The following is a 13,468-nucleotide window of genomic DNA, read 5'->3' as shown; positions in this document are numbered from 1 at the left end:
CATGGTCACCCCGACAGGTCCGTGGCCATGTCGGTCATGTCGGCACCACGCTCACGATGCAGAAGCGTGGCGACCGCGAAGCCCATCGCCATCTCCACGGTCATCGCGGCGATGATCACCATGAGGAGGACCTGCCCGGTCGGGTCGGGAGCGAGGAACCACCAGACGCCGGCAGCGGCGAGGATGACAGCGTTGATCATGAGCTCCAGGCCCATCATCACCATCACCACGACCTGCTGGGAGATCGCGCCGAACAGCCCGACGCTGAAGATCGCCGCGGCGATGAGCAGGGTCGCCTCCAAGGTCATCTGCCGACACCTCCGGGCTGGGGGTCGTCCGCGGGGCGCTGCTTCAGGTCATCGCCGAATCGGTCGTAGCGGGTGCGGTGCGCCGCGAGCACGACGCCGGCCACGATGGTGGCCACCATGACCGGGCTGATCACGGCCATCACCAGCATCTTCGGGCCCATCAACGATTCCCCCAGCGCCATGGTGACGTCTGGCGGTGGACTGCCCCGGCGGGTGGGCCAGTCGACCATCAGGATGCCCGTCGCGAGCGCCAGGAACGTGGTCACGGCGACGGCGATAGCGGTCTTGTTGCTGTGCACCATGCTCATCGGCATCAGCGCGGGGTTCATCCCCATGAACATGACCATGTAGACGGCCATGATCGCCATCTCCATGACCATCATCAGGATCGTCACCACGCCGACGTAGTTCTGCTGCAGGAAGAGCACCTGCAGGCCAACCGCGACGAAGGACAGGGCGAGGGCGTACGTCGCTCGAGCCATCGAGTCGACGTAGAAGACCGCGGCGCCGCCGAGCACCGCGACGAGCCCGATCCCCCAGAAGGCGATGTCACTGAGCACGTTCACGACCTCCAGACGGCGATGACGGCGACGACCAGGTCCTGCAGCAGCACGGCCGGGAGCAGCAGCATCCAGCCCACCTCCATGAACTTGTCCGGCCGGAAGGCCGGCAGCCGCCGCCGCAGCCAGACCAGGACCGCGAGCAGGGCAACGGTCTTCACCAGCACCCAGGCCCATCCCGGCAGCAGCGGACCGGCGCCGCCGCCGAGGAACATCGGGACCGCGAACGCCGCGCCGGCGGCCAGCAGCGCGTATCGCCCCGCCTCGAACACCAGCCGGTCCACGCCCGACAGTTCCGCCCGTGCGCCGCCGGAGACGTCCGTCCCGATCGCCGGGGCGAAAGGCCCCCACACAGAGAAGGCCGCGACCCCGAGCAGGTAGACCAGGAACGCCACCGGCATCCAGACAGCGAACCAGAGGCCCTCCTGGGCCGCCGCGACCGCGCCCACGTTCAGGGTCTCCGCGGCGATCGCCGGAGCGACCAGGGCGAACATCAACGGAAGCTCGTAGCCCAGTCCGTGCGCCAGGAACCGGTAGCCGCCGACCAGCGAGTGTGCCGAGTTCGCACCCCACCCGGTCAACCAAACCAGCGCCCAGACCATCACGTCCATGGCGTTGAACCACATGACGCCCACGTCGAGGTCGAAGATTGTCCACTCCCCCAACGGCACGACCGTCACCATCAGCGCCGCCACTACCAGCAGCCCGGCACCCCCGATGCGCCACAGCAGGCGGTCGGCTTCGACGGTGGTACGACGTCGCTGCCGCATCAGCCGGGCGGCTTCACCGAACGGCCGGACCGGCCCGCCCATCTTCCCGCCCGGCCCGCCCCCCGCACGCGCGGCGAGGGCACCGTCCAGCATGGCAGCGGTTACGGCCAGCGCACCCAGAATCCCCAACGCGGCAATCGCCCAGCCGGGCGCCACGGTGGTGATCGGCGAGTCCGTCATCGGCATCGGGTCAGCCATGCGACACCTCGTGCTCCGCCTGTCCGGCGAGCAGCTCGTGGATGTCGAGGCTGGCGAGGACCAGACGTGCCGTGGCGAGATCCAGACCCATGACCAGATGCGGAAGGTGGTCGGTCGAGAGTGTCCGGCTGGCGTCGTCCGTCCGAGTGCCGGTGTCACCGGCGGCGGTCGCGGCAACACCGGCGACCGCCCGGTCCAGCATGCCCATCAGCCGCTCATAGGTGTCACCGACCGCGTCGGCCGGCAACCCCCGGGCGTGGGCGTCCTCCTCGCTTAGCCGCCTGACGCCTCGCAGCGACCAGCGCAACGTCCTCGAACGACGGACCCTCCGGCGCAGACGCTCGAGTTCCGACCCCGCCGCTCCGTCCCCGGGCTCCAGGGCGGTGTCGCGGATCCTTCGGGCCTCTGCCGCAGCGTCGTCCCACCCCGCCAACGCCAGCAGCGAGGCGATGTTGTCGATGCCGCGGGCCGGCCCGACAACTTCGTCATCCTGGCGGACACGCCCGTCGACGAGCTCGGCCTGTGCCTCGACAATGACATCGCCCTGAAGCGAGCAGCGCAACACCAGACCGGCCGGCCAGTGCGGCAGCACAGGCCCGAGACGCACCTGCAAGACGTCCATCTCGAGGCCATCTCGGTCCTCACCGCCCTCCGCGAGCGGAATCCCTCCCGGTGACATCTCCATGTCGCCGTGGTCCATGCCTTCGTGGCCGCCGTGGTCCATGCCCTCGTGGGCGCCGTGGTCCATGCCCTCATGGGCGCCGTGGTCCATGCCCTCATGGCTGCCGTGGTCCATGCCCTCATGGCTGCCGTGGTCCATGCCCTCGTGGCCCTCGTGGCCCTCGTGGCCCTCGTGGCCCTCGTGGCCCTCGTGGTCCATGCCTTCGTGGCCGCCGGCTGAACCGTGGTCCGTGTCTCCATGGCCACCATGACTCTCGGCTCGAGATCCGGCCTGCTCGGCGAGGAGTTCGGAGGCGGTGGGTCGCTGCTGCGCGTCACGGCGGTGGCGGTCGGTGTCGAGCAGGCCGGTGTGTGCTTCGTCCAGTCGAGCACCCACCTCGTCGCCCGCGTGCACGTAAACGCGCACCCGAGGTCCCGGCATCTGGTGCCAGATGCCCTCGATCGCCTCCGCGAGCCCCGGCCCGGGTTCGCCGCACACGACGAGCACGTCGGCGTCCGCGGGTGAGATGGCGAGGCGCCATCCACGGGCGGCCACGTTGCGCTCCGCCGCCATTCGCGTGCGCCACGAGCCCGGCACCTCGACGACCAGAGCGTGAGCGTGCCGGGAAGCGCTCCGTGCGATCGCGTCACTCAGACCCAACGCAGTGCTCCCTCCCGCCATGCCCAAAGCACGGCGACGAACAAAGCAGCCAAGAAGAGGAACATCTCGACGACCGCGGTCACGCCGACCTGTGCGACGACGACCGCCCAGGGATACATGAACAGCATCTCGACGTCGAAGGCGAGGAAGAGCAGCGTCGCGAGGTACCAGCGCACGTGGTACCGCGACAGTGCGTGCTGCTCGGGGGCCCAGCCCGACTCGAACGGAAGCACGGTTAGCGAGTCCGGCGCTACGGCGGTGAGCCTGTGCAGCGCGTACAGCCCGAGCACGAGTACCCCGACCGCACTCGCCATCACGACAACCCCTGCGTACATGACTCTCCTCTCGCATTCAGATCGTCGCCACTGGCTGGCTATGGACGGGGATCCGTGCTCAGGGGCTTGCCTCGAAGTCCGGGACGGGACGCTGCTTGGCCTCTTCCTCGGTGGTGGCGGCACCGTTCTTCTCGATGTCCTCGATCAGCCACTTCATCTCGGCGATCTCGATGCGCTGAGCCTTGATGATCTCGTCGGCCAGCTTGCGCACACGCACGTCTTCGATCTCGGACCGCTCGCTGGTGAGGATCGCGATCGAGTGGTGCGGGATCATGCCCTTCATGTAGGACTCGTCCTGCACGAAGGTCTGCGACCGGGACAGCCACAACGCGGAGCCCCCCACCACGAGCGCGGCCACGATGATGGCGACGTTGACCTTGACGTTCTTGTACATCATCCCCCACATGAAGCCGAGCATGATGAGCGCCATCGCCGACCCCATGAGGATGGCCATGTAGACCCGCTCCTCGCTGAACGTCATGTGCGACCAGGTGAACGCGTTGGTGTAGGTGAGCAGGAACATCGTCACCGTCGACGTGGTGATCATGGCCGCGAAGATGAGGTACATCTTGCACTCGTGCTTCGTGTGCTGCTCGTGCTCGGAGGACTGGTTCTTCTCGGACTTCGTGGTCATGCGGGGACTCCTCTCATCGGGGTACGCATCCACATCGCCGGTTGTGACACCGGAGCTTGTCGTCGGTGATCCGGCGCAATGGTTCCGCCTGCGCCTATCGGTCGCTGTCGCCTCGGAGCTGACGGAGACGGTCCTGGTACTCCTCGTCGGTGAGCTCGCCCCGGGCGTAGCGCTCGTCGAGGATCTCTTGCGCTCGAGTTCTCCCGGTCCCCGGTCCAGGCGGTGGCGCGCTGCCACTGCTGCGGTTCGTGCCTCCGCCGCTGCCGCGAACCAGCAGCACAACGACGAGGACGATGACCAGGATCATGATCGGCCAGATGAACCACATCCAGCCCATGCCCCCTCCGTTGCCATACATGGGTCTCACCTCTCTTTCCGATTCTGGAGCCCCGAGGGCTCCGCTGTGTTGGCAGGCGGCCCGCTCTGGGCGGCGACCGCCGACGAGGTCAACTGGCCAGGACGGTGCCCATCATTCCCCGGTCCTCGTGGTCGAGGATGTGACAGTGGTAGACGGTCCGACCGCCGAAGTCCTCGAACGCGACCCGGACCTTGACCTGGCTTCGGGCGGGGACGTTCACGACGTCGAGCCAGACCGGCTCAGACAGCTCGCGGCCGTCGACCTCCAGCAGCTGCATCGGCCACACGTGCAGATGGAAGGGATGATCCATCGGGCTGTCATTGCCGATGGTCCACTCCTCCACCGTGCCCATCCCCACCTGCTGGTCGATCCGGTCGGCGTCGAACTCCTCACCGTCGAAGGTGAAGCTCATCGGACCCTCGCCGCCGCCCATCATCCCGCCCATGCCCATCTGGAAGATGATCGACCGACGACCATCGACGTCAGCGTCACGCAGGTCGCGGACAGCCGGGCCAGGCGGAATCCCACCCGCGGCTCGGTTGCCGCCCGCGGAAACGCTCAAGCGGGCGAGGGTCACCGCACCGCCACTCCCTGGCCTCGGGCCCCCGCCCATCATCTGGCCCATCATGCCGCCGCGGTCGACCGGCATCGCGGTGAGCTCGCCGCCTCCCTCGGAAAGGTCGACCACCAGGTCGAGCCGGTTCCCGGGCGCGAGCACGACGTCCTCCAACGCCGTGTCCCGGGGCAGCCGACCCACGTCGCGGCCAACAACCCGGGCGCGCTGTCCTGGCAGTCTCAGCGCGAGGTAGCGGGCGGTGCAGGCATTGATGATCCGCCACCGTTCACGCTCCCCCGAGCGGCCCTTGAGGTCCGGCTTGGCGGCACCGTTGACCAGGACGAGCTCACCCTCTCGGCCCATCATCTGCTCCATGGTGGACGGGCGGACCAGTGAGCCACCGGAGTCCAGGTTGATGTCGGAGACGACCATGACCCGTTCCCGGTCGACGGGGATCTCCTCGTCGTCCTCCACGATGATGGCGCCGTAGAGTCCGCCGAACACCTGGTCCGCGACCGTGCCGTGGTGGTGCGGGTGGTACCAGTACACGCCTGGTGGATGGTTGTCGGGCAACCGATACTCGTACCGATGCGCCCGGTCCGGTTCGACAGCGACGAACACGTTGTCGCCGTTGCCTTCGGGTGAGACGTGCAGCCCGTGCACGTGCAGGTTCGTGACCCGATCGAGCCGGTTCACCAGCTCCACCCGCACCGTGTCGCCCGGTCGCAGCCGCAACGTGGGACCCGGCACGCCACCGTTGTAGCCCAGGGTCGTCGCTTCGCGTCCGGCGACCTCGTGCTTGCCCAGCGCAGCCTCCAGCCGTACCTCCAGCAGACCCCCGGCGCTCCGGAGAACCTCGGGCTCGGTGAACCGCTCCCCGGCGACGGGGTCCAGGACCGAGGTGGACAGCTCCCGCCACAGGCCCGAGCCACCGACGACGGCGCCCACCAGGCCGGCACCGCCCATCGTCAGAGCCGCGCGCCGGCTGATCGATTTCACGATTGCCCCTCCTTCAGGACGCGCGACCGGTGCTGGTACTCCTCCGTGCTCAGCTCGCCCGCCGCGTACCGCTCCTCAAGGATCTGTCGCGCACCACCCGTCCCGCCCGACCGGCCAGGCCGCCCCGAACCGCCTTCGAGGCCTCCGACCAGCACCCGCACCGCCGTCACCACCAGCAGCACGACGCCGAGGACCAGCACCACTCCGTAGAACAACGCGATCATGGGCGACCGACCTCGGACCACGAGGCACCAGCATCGGTGGACACGAGAACGCCACCCTCCGTGGCGACATACCACCGCGACTCGGTGGCGGTCAGCGCGTAAGGCACGTCCGGGAGTGATCCCACCTCCCGCCACGAGTCCCCACTGTCGTCGCTGCGATAGACCGACCCCTCGGGGCCGGCCCCGACCAGCAGGTCCTCGCTGTCCCAGTCCAGGAGCAACAACCGCGGCGCGGACTGCACGAGCTCGGGAGACCCGGAGACCTGGAGTCGGACGAGCGAACCGCTGGCATCGGTGAGCAGCACAAGATCGGGGTTACCTGGATGGGCGGCCACGTCGGCGGCGGGCAACGGGCCCAGGTCGCGCCATCGCCTGCCGTCCTCGGTGGACATGAGGCGCCCGCTCTGGGAGTCGACCCCGTACACGCGGTCACCGGCCGCCTCGAGCGCGTGGAAGTCCGCCTCGCCTTCCAGCGAGAGCGATCTCCACGTCCGACCGGAGTCTGTCGACTCGGAGAGTCCGAAGTGCGCGGGTCCGCCGGCGCCTGGCTCGGGGTGACCACTCATCAGGAAGCGGTCCGGGCCGGCGATGGTGAACGACATCGCGTCGAAACTCTCCTCCCCCACACGCTCGAACCCGCCGGCGCCGAGGGCGAACACCCCGTGATGACTCGCGACGAAGAGCCTGTCGTCCGCCGGGTTGACGTCGAGAGAGTGGATATGGCCGAACTCCTCCCCGGCCGCAGCGGCGTTGGAGGCGGTCGGGTTCTCCGCAGAGCTGCAGCCGGCGAGCAAGGCCGCGGCCATGGAGAGGCCGACCACCAGAGGGAGACCAGAAGACAGACTCAGCGATTTGCGCGCCGCGCACATGCGAATACTCCAAAGGGATCGAATGACAGGGCAGGACAGAGGCACCGGACCCATGCGGGTGGTGCGCCGGTGTGCCTGATCAGATCCGGAGTACGGTCAGCCCTCGTTCGAACGGCGGTGGCAGCCCCGCCACGTCGAGCGCGGCGACGACCCACGGCACTAGACGCGGCAGACGCCATCCTCCGCCCCGTGCCGCGGTGGCGAAGATCCACAAGCCCAGCGCCAGACCGGGCGTGAGCACCATCAGGCACAGCGCGAGCAGCCCCCCGTCATCCGCGGGTGGGGCCTCGTCCCCGGCAACGACGCCGTGGGACGCGACCACGCCCACGGTGGTGTCGGTGGTCATCATCATGGCCGGGGCGGCGTGGTGCCCCACGTGCTCACCGGAGTCCGGCCCGGACGCCAGCCCGTGCATGCCGACGATTCCTAGTGCGACTGCGCACAGGAGCACAACCCGCGGAAGCCGCGTCTTCACGGCTCCCGGCAAGGGGCGGTCGGCAAGAGTCATCGCCTCCTGAGGCTAGGGACTGGCACACCCGGCCGCCAGCCAGGCACCAGTGGTCCTGCCGCTGCGAGGGCAGGCAGCGCCGCCGGATCCGAGGAGCGATCACGTGCCATCGGCACTCGTCAAGAAGGAAGACCGCTTGTGACGTCGGCTGCGAACGCTTCACAACGACCCCGAGTTCCAACGAGCCGTGTCCGCAGCGCGACAACGTCGCGCGTCATAGTCCAGGACGGCCCTTTTCACAGGTCGACGACATCGAGCTCATATGCCCGATTCGCTCTGGCCCGAGCTCATCAACCCCATCCTCGCCGCCGTCCTCCTCGGCGCCCGAAACCAGACACAGCCGAAGGCCACCGCAGCCGTTGGCGACGACCACCCAGGCTGAATCCAGGTGGCGAACCCGGCACCGGACCCCGCTGCAGAGGGGGTTTTCGGGTCACAAAGCGCGACACAAGCCAGAATGGTTCAAATGAAGAGTGGCCCGTGTCCTGCGTTTCCGCAGGCCACGGGCCACTTTTCAGTAGCGGGGGCAGGATTTGAACCTGCGACCTCTGGGTTATGAGCCCAGCGAGCTACCGAGCTGCTCCACCCCGCGTCGGTGAACCCAACGTTACCGGAGGGTCCCCAGCGGTCCAAATCCGGGGTCCCGGCCGGGGCTGCCGGCCGGGACGACCCGGTTGCTCGCGGGGCTACTCGCTGGGCTCCTCGGTCGGCTCCTCGCTCGTCTCGCCGTCGGTCGGCTCGTCGGTGGCACCGTCGGTCTCCGGGTCCTCTTCGCCGGTGTCGGGCGCGCTGCCCCCGGCGTCGCGGGCCTCGGCCAGGGCGATCGCGTCGGCGACGTACTCCTGGGCCAACTCGACCTGCTCCTGGTAGCCGCCCAGGTCGCCCTCGGCCAGCAGCTCCTCCGCCCGGTCGAACGCCGTCTCGGCGCGGTCGAGCAGGCTGCTGATCTGCTGGTTGACGGTGCCGGTCGGCTCCTCGCCGCCCTGCCCGCCGTTGTCGTTGCCGCCGTTGCCGCCGCTCTCCGCGGAGACACCGAGCAGGTTCGCCAGCGACTGGCGCAGCGTGGTGCCGAAGCCGATGTCGCCGCCGTACTTGACCAGCACGTAGCGCAGCACCGGGAAGCTGGACTCCGACACCTCGCGCGCGGCGTACACGGGCTGCACGTACATCAGTCCCTCGCCCACGGGCAGCGTCAGCAGGTTGCCGTAGACGGGCCGCGCGCCGGAGCGGTTGAACTGCGCCAGCGTGTCGGCGACCTCGGGGTCGGAGGCGAACTCGTTCGCGACCTGGCCCGGGCCCGGCGTCTGCTCGTTCGGCAGCTGCAGCGCGCTCATCTTGCCGTAGTCGTCGCTGCTCGCATCGGCGACCACCGAGACGAACGACGCCAGGTTGTTCTTGCCGCGCGGCACGAACACCGACGTCAGCGAGAAGGTGCCCTCGCCGTCGAGCTCACCCGGCTCGTCCACGAAGAGCCGGTACGGCGGCTGCAGGCTGCCCCGCTGGTAGGGGTCTTCGGGCACCTCCCACCGGTTGTTGCCCTGGTAGAAGTCGCCCGGGTCGGTGACGTGGTAGCGGGCGAACTGGTAGCGCTGCACCTTGAACAGGTCCTCGGGGTAGCGCAGGTGCTCCATCAGCGAGTCGGGGATCTCCTCGTTGTCGACCACCGTGCCCGGGAACGCGCTGCGCCACGCCTTGAGGATCGGGTCCTCGGTGTCCCACTCGTAGATCACCACGTCGCCGGTGTAGGCGTCGACCGTCGCCTTCACCGCGTTGCGCATGTAGTTGATCTCGTCGGTCGGGATCGCCCGCAGCGTGGAACCGGTGTCGAGCGAGTCGTCGGTCATCTCCTGGAACGACTCACGCTGCGACATCGGGTAGCGGTCGGTCGTCGTGTAGCCGTCGAGGATCCAGACGATCCGGCCGTCCACGATCGCCGGGTAGGGGTCCGCGTCGACGGTCAGCCACGGCGCGACCTTCTCGACCCGCTCCTTGGGGTGGCGGTGGTAGAGGATCCGGCTGTTGTCGTTGACCCGCTCCGAGAGCAGGAAGTTCGGCTCGCCGTACCTGATCGCATACATCAGCTTGCGGAAGGTGCCGCCGAGCTCCACGTCGCCGCCGCCGTCGTACGTCGTCGTGGTGCCGGCCTCGTCAGCCGACCCCGACACCGGCAGGTTCAGCTCGACGTCGCGGTCGTCCTCGTCGACCTTGCCGACCACGGAGTACTCCGGGCTCTGCTCGCCGTAGTAGACCCGCGACTCGTAGCCGCCGGTGATCTCGGTCAGGTCGCTCTGGCCGGCCTGGTTGCCCTCGGCCCACACGATGCCGGCCTCGTCGTCGTCGGTGTCCTCGGCGTCGAGCTGCACCGAGTTGTCCTCGGGACGCTGGTTCGCGTAGGCGGCGATCACGCCGTTGCCGTGGGTGTAGACCGTGTGCAGGTTGTTCCAGTTGCGGTCGGTCTCGGAGATGCCGTCCTGGTCGAGCTCGCGCACGCCCAGCACCAGCGCCCGGTCGGTGCCGTCCATCTCGTAGCGGTCCACGTCGAGCACGTCGGCCACCGAGTAGTAGGCACGCACCTGCTGCCGCTGCTCGAACGCCGCCCGCACCAGCTGCGGGTCGACCAGCGGCACCGACGAGGTGGCCCGGTCGAGCGCGCCCAGCTGGTCGCCGTCCAGATCGGCCTCGCTGCTGTAGTCGACGACGTCCACGTCCGCCAGGTCGTACGCCGCGCGCGTGGCGCGGATGTTCGCCTCGATGTAGGCGGACTCCTTGTCGGCCTCGGACGGCTTGACCTGGAACTGCTGGACGATGCCTGGCCAGATCATGCCCAGCAGGATCGCCGAGAGCACCAGCAGCGCCAGTCCCACCGACGGCAGCAGCCAGGTGCGGCGCCACACGTTGAGGAAGAACAGCACCGCGCAGATCACCGCGATGCCCATCAGGATGTTCTTCGCCGGCAGCACCGCGTTGTCGTCGGTGAAGGTCATGCCGGTGATCAGGGCACCGCCCTGGTTCACCAGGTCGAAGCGGTCGAGGTAGTAGTCAGCACCCTTGGCCAGCACGAACACGCCCAGCAGCACCGACAGCTGCGCCTGCGCGGCGCCCGAGAGCCGGTCATGGGAGGTCTGCAGCCGGATGCCGCCGTAGAGGTAGTGCACGACCGCGGCCGCGATCAGCGCGATCACGGTGGCCGCCATCGCGAAGTCGACCAGGAAGTGCAGCCACGGCAGGTCGAAGACGTAGAAGCCGATGTCGCGGCCGAAGAACTCGTCCTCGGTGCCGAACGGCACCCCGTTGCGCCACAGCAGGTAGGCGCGCCACTCCCCCGCGCCCGACGTGCCGGCGAAGACGCCCAGCAGCAGCGAGGTGCCCAGCAGCAGCCACGCCCGGATCGGGGTGACCGCCTCGCGGTAGCGGTCCAGGCCGGTCTGCTCCGGTGAGTGGGGGCGGAACAGCGGCCGGAACCGGTAGGCGAGGTACATGTTCGCGCCCACCACCGCCGCCATCAGCAGCCCGAACAGCAGGAAGAGGCCGGTGCGGGTCCAGAACAGCGTGCTGAAGACGTTGCCGTAGTCGGCGGCCTGGAACCACAGCCGGTCGGTCCAGATGCCGGAGAACGTGGTCAACAGGAAGAACCCGAAGACCAGCACCACCGCGGTGATCACGAGGGCGCGGGAGCGCCGGCTCGGCCCGGGAGCGGCCGGGGGTGGCGTATCGCGCGGCCCGTCGTCGAACAGCTCGCTCACGAAGGTGTCTCCTCTGTCGGCGTCGTGCGGTCGGCTGGGGTGGCGGAGCCGGACGGCTCGTCCTCGAGGGTCGCGGCCAGCAGGGTCAACAGCCCCGGCACCAGGTCGGCGCCGCCGACGACCGACTGGTCGTCGTCGTGGGCCCGCAGCCTCAGGGCACAGTACGTCGACCCCGCACGGGTGGCGCCCGCGACGATGCGGACCTCCTGCCGCCCGGGGTGCTCGGCGGCGAACCGGGCCGCCTCGTCGGGGTCCTCGGGCATCTGCGCGTCGGCCTCGGGCGGCAGCACCAGCCGCTCCACCACCGCCGCGCAGCCGCTGACGCCCTCGGGCCAGGTGATCTGCTCCAGCACCTGCTCCAACGGCTGGTCGGGGGTCAGCTGGTCCTGCTCGACCGGGGTCAGCGACCCCTGCTCCGAGGAGGCGTCGAGGCCCATCGCCGCCGCCAGGGCCGGCTCGTGCCGCACCAGCTGCGCGGTCTCGACCAGCGCGTAGAGGCGGGCCGGCTGGTCCCAGCCGCTGTCGGCCAGGTGCGACTCGATCTCGAGCACCGCGGCGGCCAGCGCCGGGTCGACCTCGAAGTCGCCGGCGTCGGTGGCTCGCAGCGCGTCACCGACCTGACCGGCGTCCGGCTCACTCATCGCTCTCACTCCCGCGGGGGCTCGTCATCTGTCCTCGATCATTGGTTCTCGATCACTGGTCCGTGCAGCTGGGCAGGTCGGCGTCGGGGTCCTCGGCCCACGCCTCGATGGCCTCGACGGTGCTGTGCATGGTGGCGGCCCGGACCAGCACCACGTCGTCGCGGGGTGCGCCGAGCGCCTCCTCGCAGTTGTCGGGCGGCACCAGGAACAGCTCGGCCCCGGCGTCGCGGGCGGCGGCGATCTTCTGCTGGATGCCGCCGATCGGCCCCACCGAGCCGTCCGGGGCGATCGTGCCGGTGCCGGCGACGATCGCGCCCCCGGTGAGCGACCCCGGCGTCAGCTTGTCGTAGACGCCCAGGGCGAACAGCAGCCCGGCGCTGGGCCCGCCGATCGCGGGGTCGACGTTGACGTCGACCTGGAACGGGAACGTGTAGCTGGTGCCGACCTGCACCCCGATCTGCGCCTTGCCGTCGCTGCGGCGCGGGGTGAGGACCGCGTCGACCTCCTTGCCGGCGCGCAGCACCCGGAACCGCAGCGGCTCGCCGGGCGGCGCGGCCTGGATGGCGGCGACCAGCGCGTCGGCGGTGGCCACCTCCTCCCCGGCGACCGCCAAGAAGACGTCGCCCACCTGCAGCGGCCCGTCGGCCGGAGCGCCCTGCTCGATCAGCAGCACCGAGGGGCCGGGCTCGACGTCGTAGCCGAGCTCGGTCAGCGCCACCGCGATCGCGGTGTCCTGGGAGGACACCATCTCGGCGGCGCCCTCCTGCTCGCTCTCCTCGGGGGTCTCGTCCTCGTCGTAGACCGCGGAGTAGGGGTAGACGGCGGAGTCGCGGCTGATCCAGTCGCCCATCAGCTCCATCAGGCTGACCTCGGCCCGCGGCCGCGACACGTAGACGGTGGTCATCCGCAACTCGCCCTCGTCGGGGTAGGTCTGCTCCCCCACGACCGTGATGATCTCGCTCTCGCCGTTGCTGTCGAGGATGTCGACGGTCAGCCCCGGCTCGTAGCTGACGTAGGGCAGCGGCTGGGTGAACGCGGCCACGAGCAGACCGATGACCAACGGCACGGCCAGAAGGCCGGCGAGGGTCCGCTGCGTCATGGCGTCACTCTCTCATTCCCGGCCAACCTGGCTCGGGCGAGGGCGGAAGGCTCAGGACGCGCGCCGGCGCACCTCGTCGTCACCGCGCCGGCCCGGCCGTCCTGACGGCGGGGCGGCGGGCCGTGCCCGCGAGGGACGCACCGCCAGCCCGGTGCTGGGCTCACGGGGACGCCGCGGAGCGGGCGCGCGGTCCGGCATCGGCCTGCGCATCGCCTCGCCCAGGCGCCGGACGGCGACGTCGCGATCGACCTCACCCCGGCCCTCCCGGCCCAGCCAGCTCACCCAGGCCATCGCCACGAGCGTGACGACGGCGGGCGGCGCCAGCCAGAGCAGGATCTCCACGTC

General features: G+C 69.6%; 16 protein-coding genes and 1 tRNA gene. 1 reads left to right on the top strand and 16 read right to left on the bottom strand.

All coding sequences use genetic code 11. The features are described 5' to 3' along the window. Window positions 1–5: 5 nt before the first annotated feature. The 4 genes from D6B71_RS12325 to D6B71_RS23130 are packed head-to-tail and all read right to left on the bottom strand — an operon-like array spanning window position 6 to window position 2,632. On the bottom strand, window positions 6–308 hold the full coding sequence (locus D6B71_RS12325; protein ID WP_121255443.1) for an NADH-quinone oxidoreductase subunit NuoK: 303 nt from the start codon (window positions 306–308) through the stop codon (window positions 6–8). After that, a complete protein-coding gene (locus tag D6B71_RS12320) occupies window positions 305–874 on the bottom strand; it encodes an NADH-quinone oxidoreductase subunit J (RefSeq protein ID WP_206051709.1) in 570 nt (189 codons plus the stop codon). The genes D6B71_RS12325 and D6B71_RS12320 overlap by 4 nt, the downstream gene beginning before the upstream one ends. After that, on the bottom strand, window positions 871–1,836 hold the full coding sequence (locus D6B71_RS12315) for an NADH-quinone oxidoreductase subunit H (protein ID WP_206051708.1): 966 nt from the start codon (window positions 1,834–1,836) through the stop codon (window positions 871–873). Before D6B71_RS12315 ends, D6B71_RS12320 begins: the two co-directional genes overlap by 4 nt. Then, window positions 1,829–2,632 carry a hypothetical protein gene (locus D6B71_RS23130; RefSeq protein WP_206051728.1) on the bottom strand — a complete coding sequence of 268 codons (804 nt, stop codon included), beginning with the start codon at window positions 2,630–2,632 and terminating at the stop codon, window positions 1,829–1,831. The genes D6B71_RS12315 and D6B71_RS23130 overlap by 8 nt, the downstream gene beginning before the upstream one ends. A 123-nt stretch (window positions 2,633–2,755) precedes the next feature. On the opposite strand from D6B71_RS23130, the gene D6B71_RS23125 reads away from it, so the two are divergent. Next, window positions 2,756–3,022 (top strand): hypothetical protein, encoded by a 267-nt coding sequence (locus D6B71_RS23125; protein WP_206051707.1) that lies wholly within the window; start codon window positions 2,756–2,758, stop codon window positions 3,020–3,022. A gap of 125 nt (window positions 3,023–3,147) precedes the next feature. On the opposite strand, the gene D6B71_RS12305 is transcribed toward D6B71_RS23125, so the two are convergent. The 12 genes from D6B71_RS12305 to D6B71_RS12250 all read right to left on the bottom strand — a co-directional run bounded on the left by D6B71_RS12305 (window position 3,148) and on the right by D6B71_RS12250 (window position 13,465). Beyond that, entirely contained in the window at window positions 3,148–3,492 is a 345-nt protein-coding gene (locus tag D6B71_RS12305; protein WP_121255439.1) for an NADH-quinone oxidoreductase subunit A, read from the bottom strand. A 58-nt stretch (window positions 3,493–3,550) separates the two neighbouring features. Continuing rightward, the gene (locus D6B71_RS12300; RefSeq protein WP_206051706.1) at window positions 3,551–4,126 is read right to left on the bottom strand and encodes a DUF305 domain-containing protein; all 576 of its coding nucleotides are present in this window, start codon (window positions 4,124–4,126) and stop codon (window positions 3,551–3,553) included. A gap of 94 nt (window positions 4,127–4,220) precedes the next feature. After that, window positions 4,221–4,484: an SHOCT domain-containing protein gene (locus D6B71_RS12295; RefSeq protein ID WP_121255437.1), complete on the bottom strand. Its 264-nt coding sequence runs from the start codon at window positions 4,482–4,484 to the stop codon at window positions 4,221–4,223. An 88-nt stretch (window positions 4,485–4,572) separates the two neighbouring features. Further along, window positions 4,573–6,039, bottom strand: coding sequence for a multicopper oxidase family protein (locus tag D6B71_RS12290; protein WP_121255435.1), 1,467 nt, complete (start codon window positions 6,037–6,039; stop codon window positions 4,573–4,575). Continuing rightward, window positions 6,036–6,263, bottom strand: coding sequence for an SHOCT domain-containing protein (locus D6B71_RS12285; RefSeq protein ID WP_121255433.1), 228 nt, complete (start codon window positions 6,261–6,263; stop codon window positions 6,036–6,038). Before D6B71_RS12285 ends, D6B71_RS12290 begins: the two co-directional genes overlap by 4 nt. Further along, a complete protein-coding gene (locus tag D6B71_RS12280; RefSeq protein ID WP_121255431.1) occupies window positions 6,260–7,084 on the bottom strand; it encodes a F510_1955 family glycosylhydrolase in 825 nt (274 codons plus the stop codon). The genes D6B71_RS12285 and D6B71_RS12280 overlap by 4 nt, the downstream gene beginning before the upstream one ends. A 127-nt stretch (window positions 7,085–7,211) precedes the next feature. Continuing rightward, entirely contained in the window at window positions 7,212–7,547 is a 336-nt protein-coding gene (locus D6B71_RS12275; protein ID WP_126688258.1) for a hypothetical protein, read from the bottom strand. A 611-nt stretch (window positions 7,548–8,158) separates the two neighbouring features. Next, a tRNA-Met gene (locus tag D6B71_RS12270) sits at window positions 8,159–8,232 on the bottom strand. Between the two features lie 94 nt (window positions 8,233–8,326). Next, window positions 8,327–11,383 carry a UPF0182 family membrane protein gene (locus tag D6B71_RS12265; RefSeq protein ID WP_121255428.1) on the bottom strand — a complete coding sequence of 1,019 codons (3,057 nt, stop codon included), beginning with the start codon at window positions 11,381–11,383 and terminating at the stop codon, window positions 8,327–8,329. Continuing rightward, window positions 11,380–12,024: a PPA1309 family protein gene (locus D6B71_RS12260; protein WP_121255426.1), complete on the bottom strand. Its 645-nt coding sequence runs from the start codon at window positions 12,022–12,024 to the stop codon at window positions 11,380–11,382. The genes D6B71_RS12265 and D6B71_RS12260 overlap by 4 nt, the downstream gene beginning before the upstream one ends. A 52-nt stretch (window positions 12,025–12,076) precedes the next feature. Further along, window positions 12,077–13,123 (bottom strand): YlbL family protein, encoded by a 1,047-nt coding sequence (locus tag D6B71_RS12255; RefSeq protein WP_121255424.1) that lies wholly within the window; start codon window positions 13,121–13,123, stop codon window positions 12,077–12,079. 51 nt (window positions 13,124–13,174) lie between these two features. After that, a complete protein-coding gene (locus D6B71_RS12250; RefSeq protein ID WP_164519639.1) occupies window positions 13,175–13,465 on the bottom strand; it encodes a hypothetical protein in 291 nt (96 codons plus the stop codon). Window positions 13,466–13,468 lie beyond the last annotated feature (3 nt).

The organism is Nocardioides ferulae, from assembly GCF_003660455.1.
GTDB classification, from domain to species: domain Bacteria; phylum Actinomycetota; class Actinomycetes; order Propionibacteriales; family Nocardioidaceae; genus Nocardioides; species Nocardioides ferulae.
The sequence above is the reverse complement of the archived record's forward strand: the minus strand, read 5'-3'. Positions and strand labels throughout refer to the sequence as shown.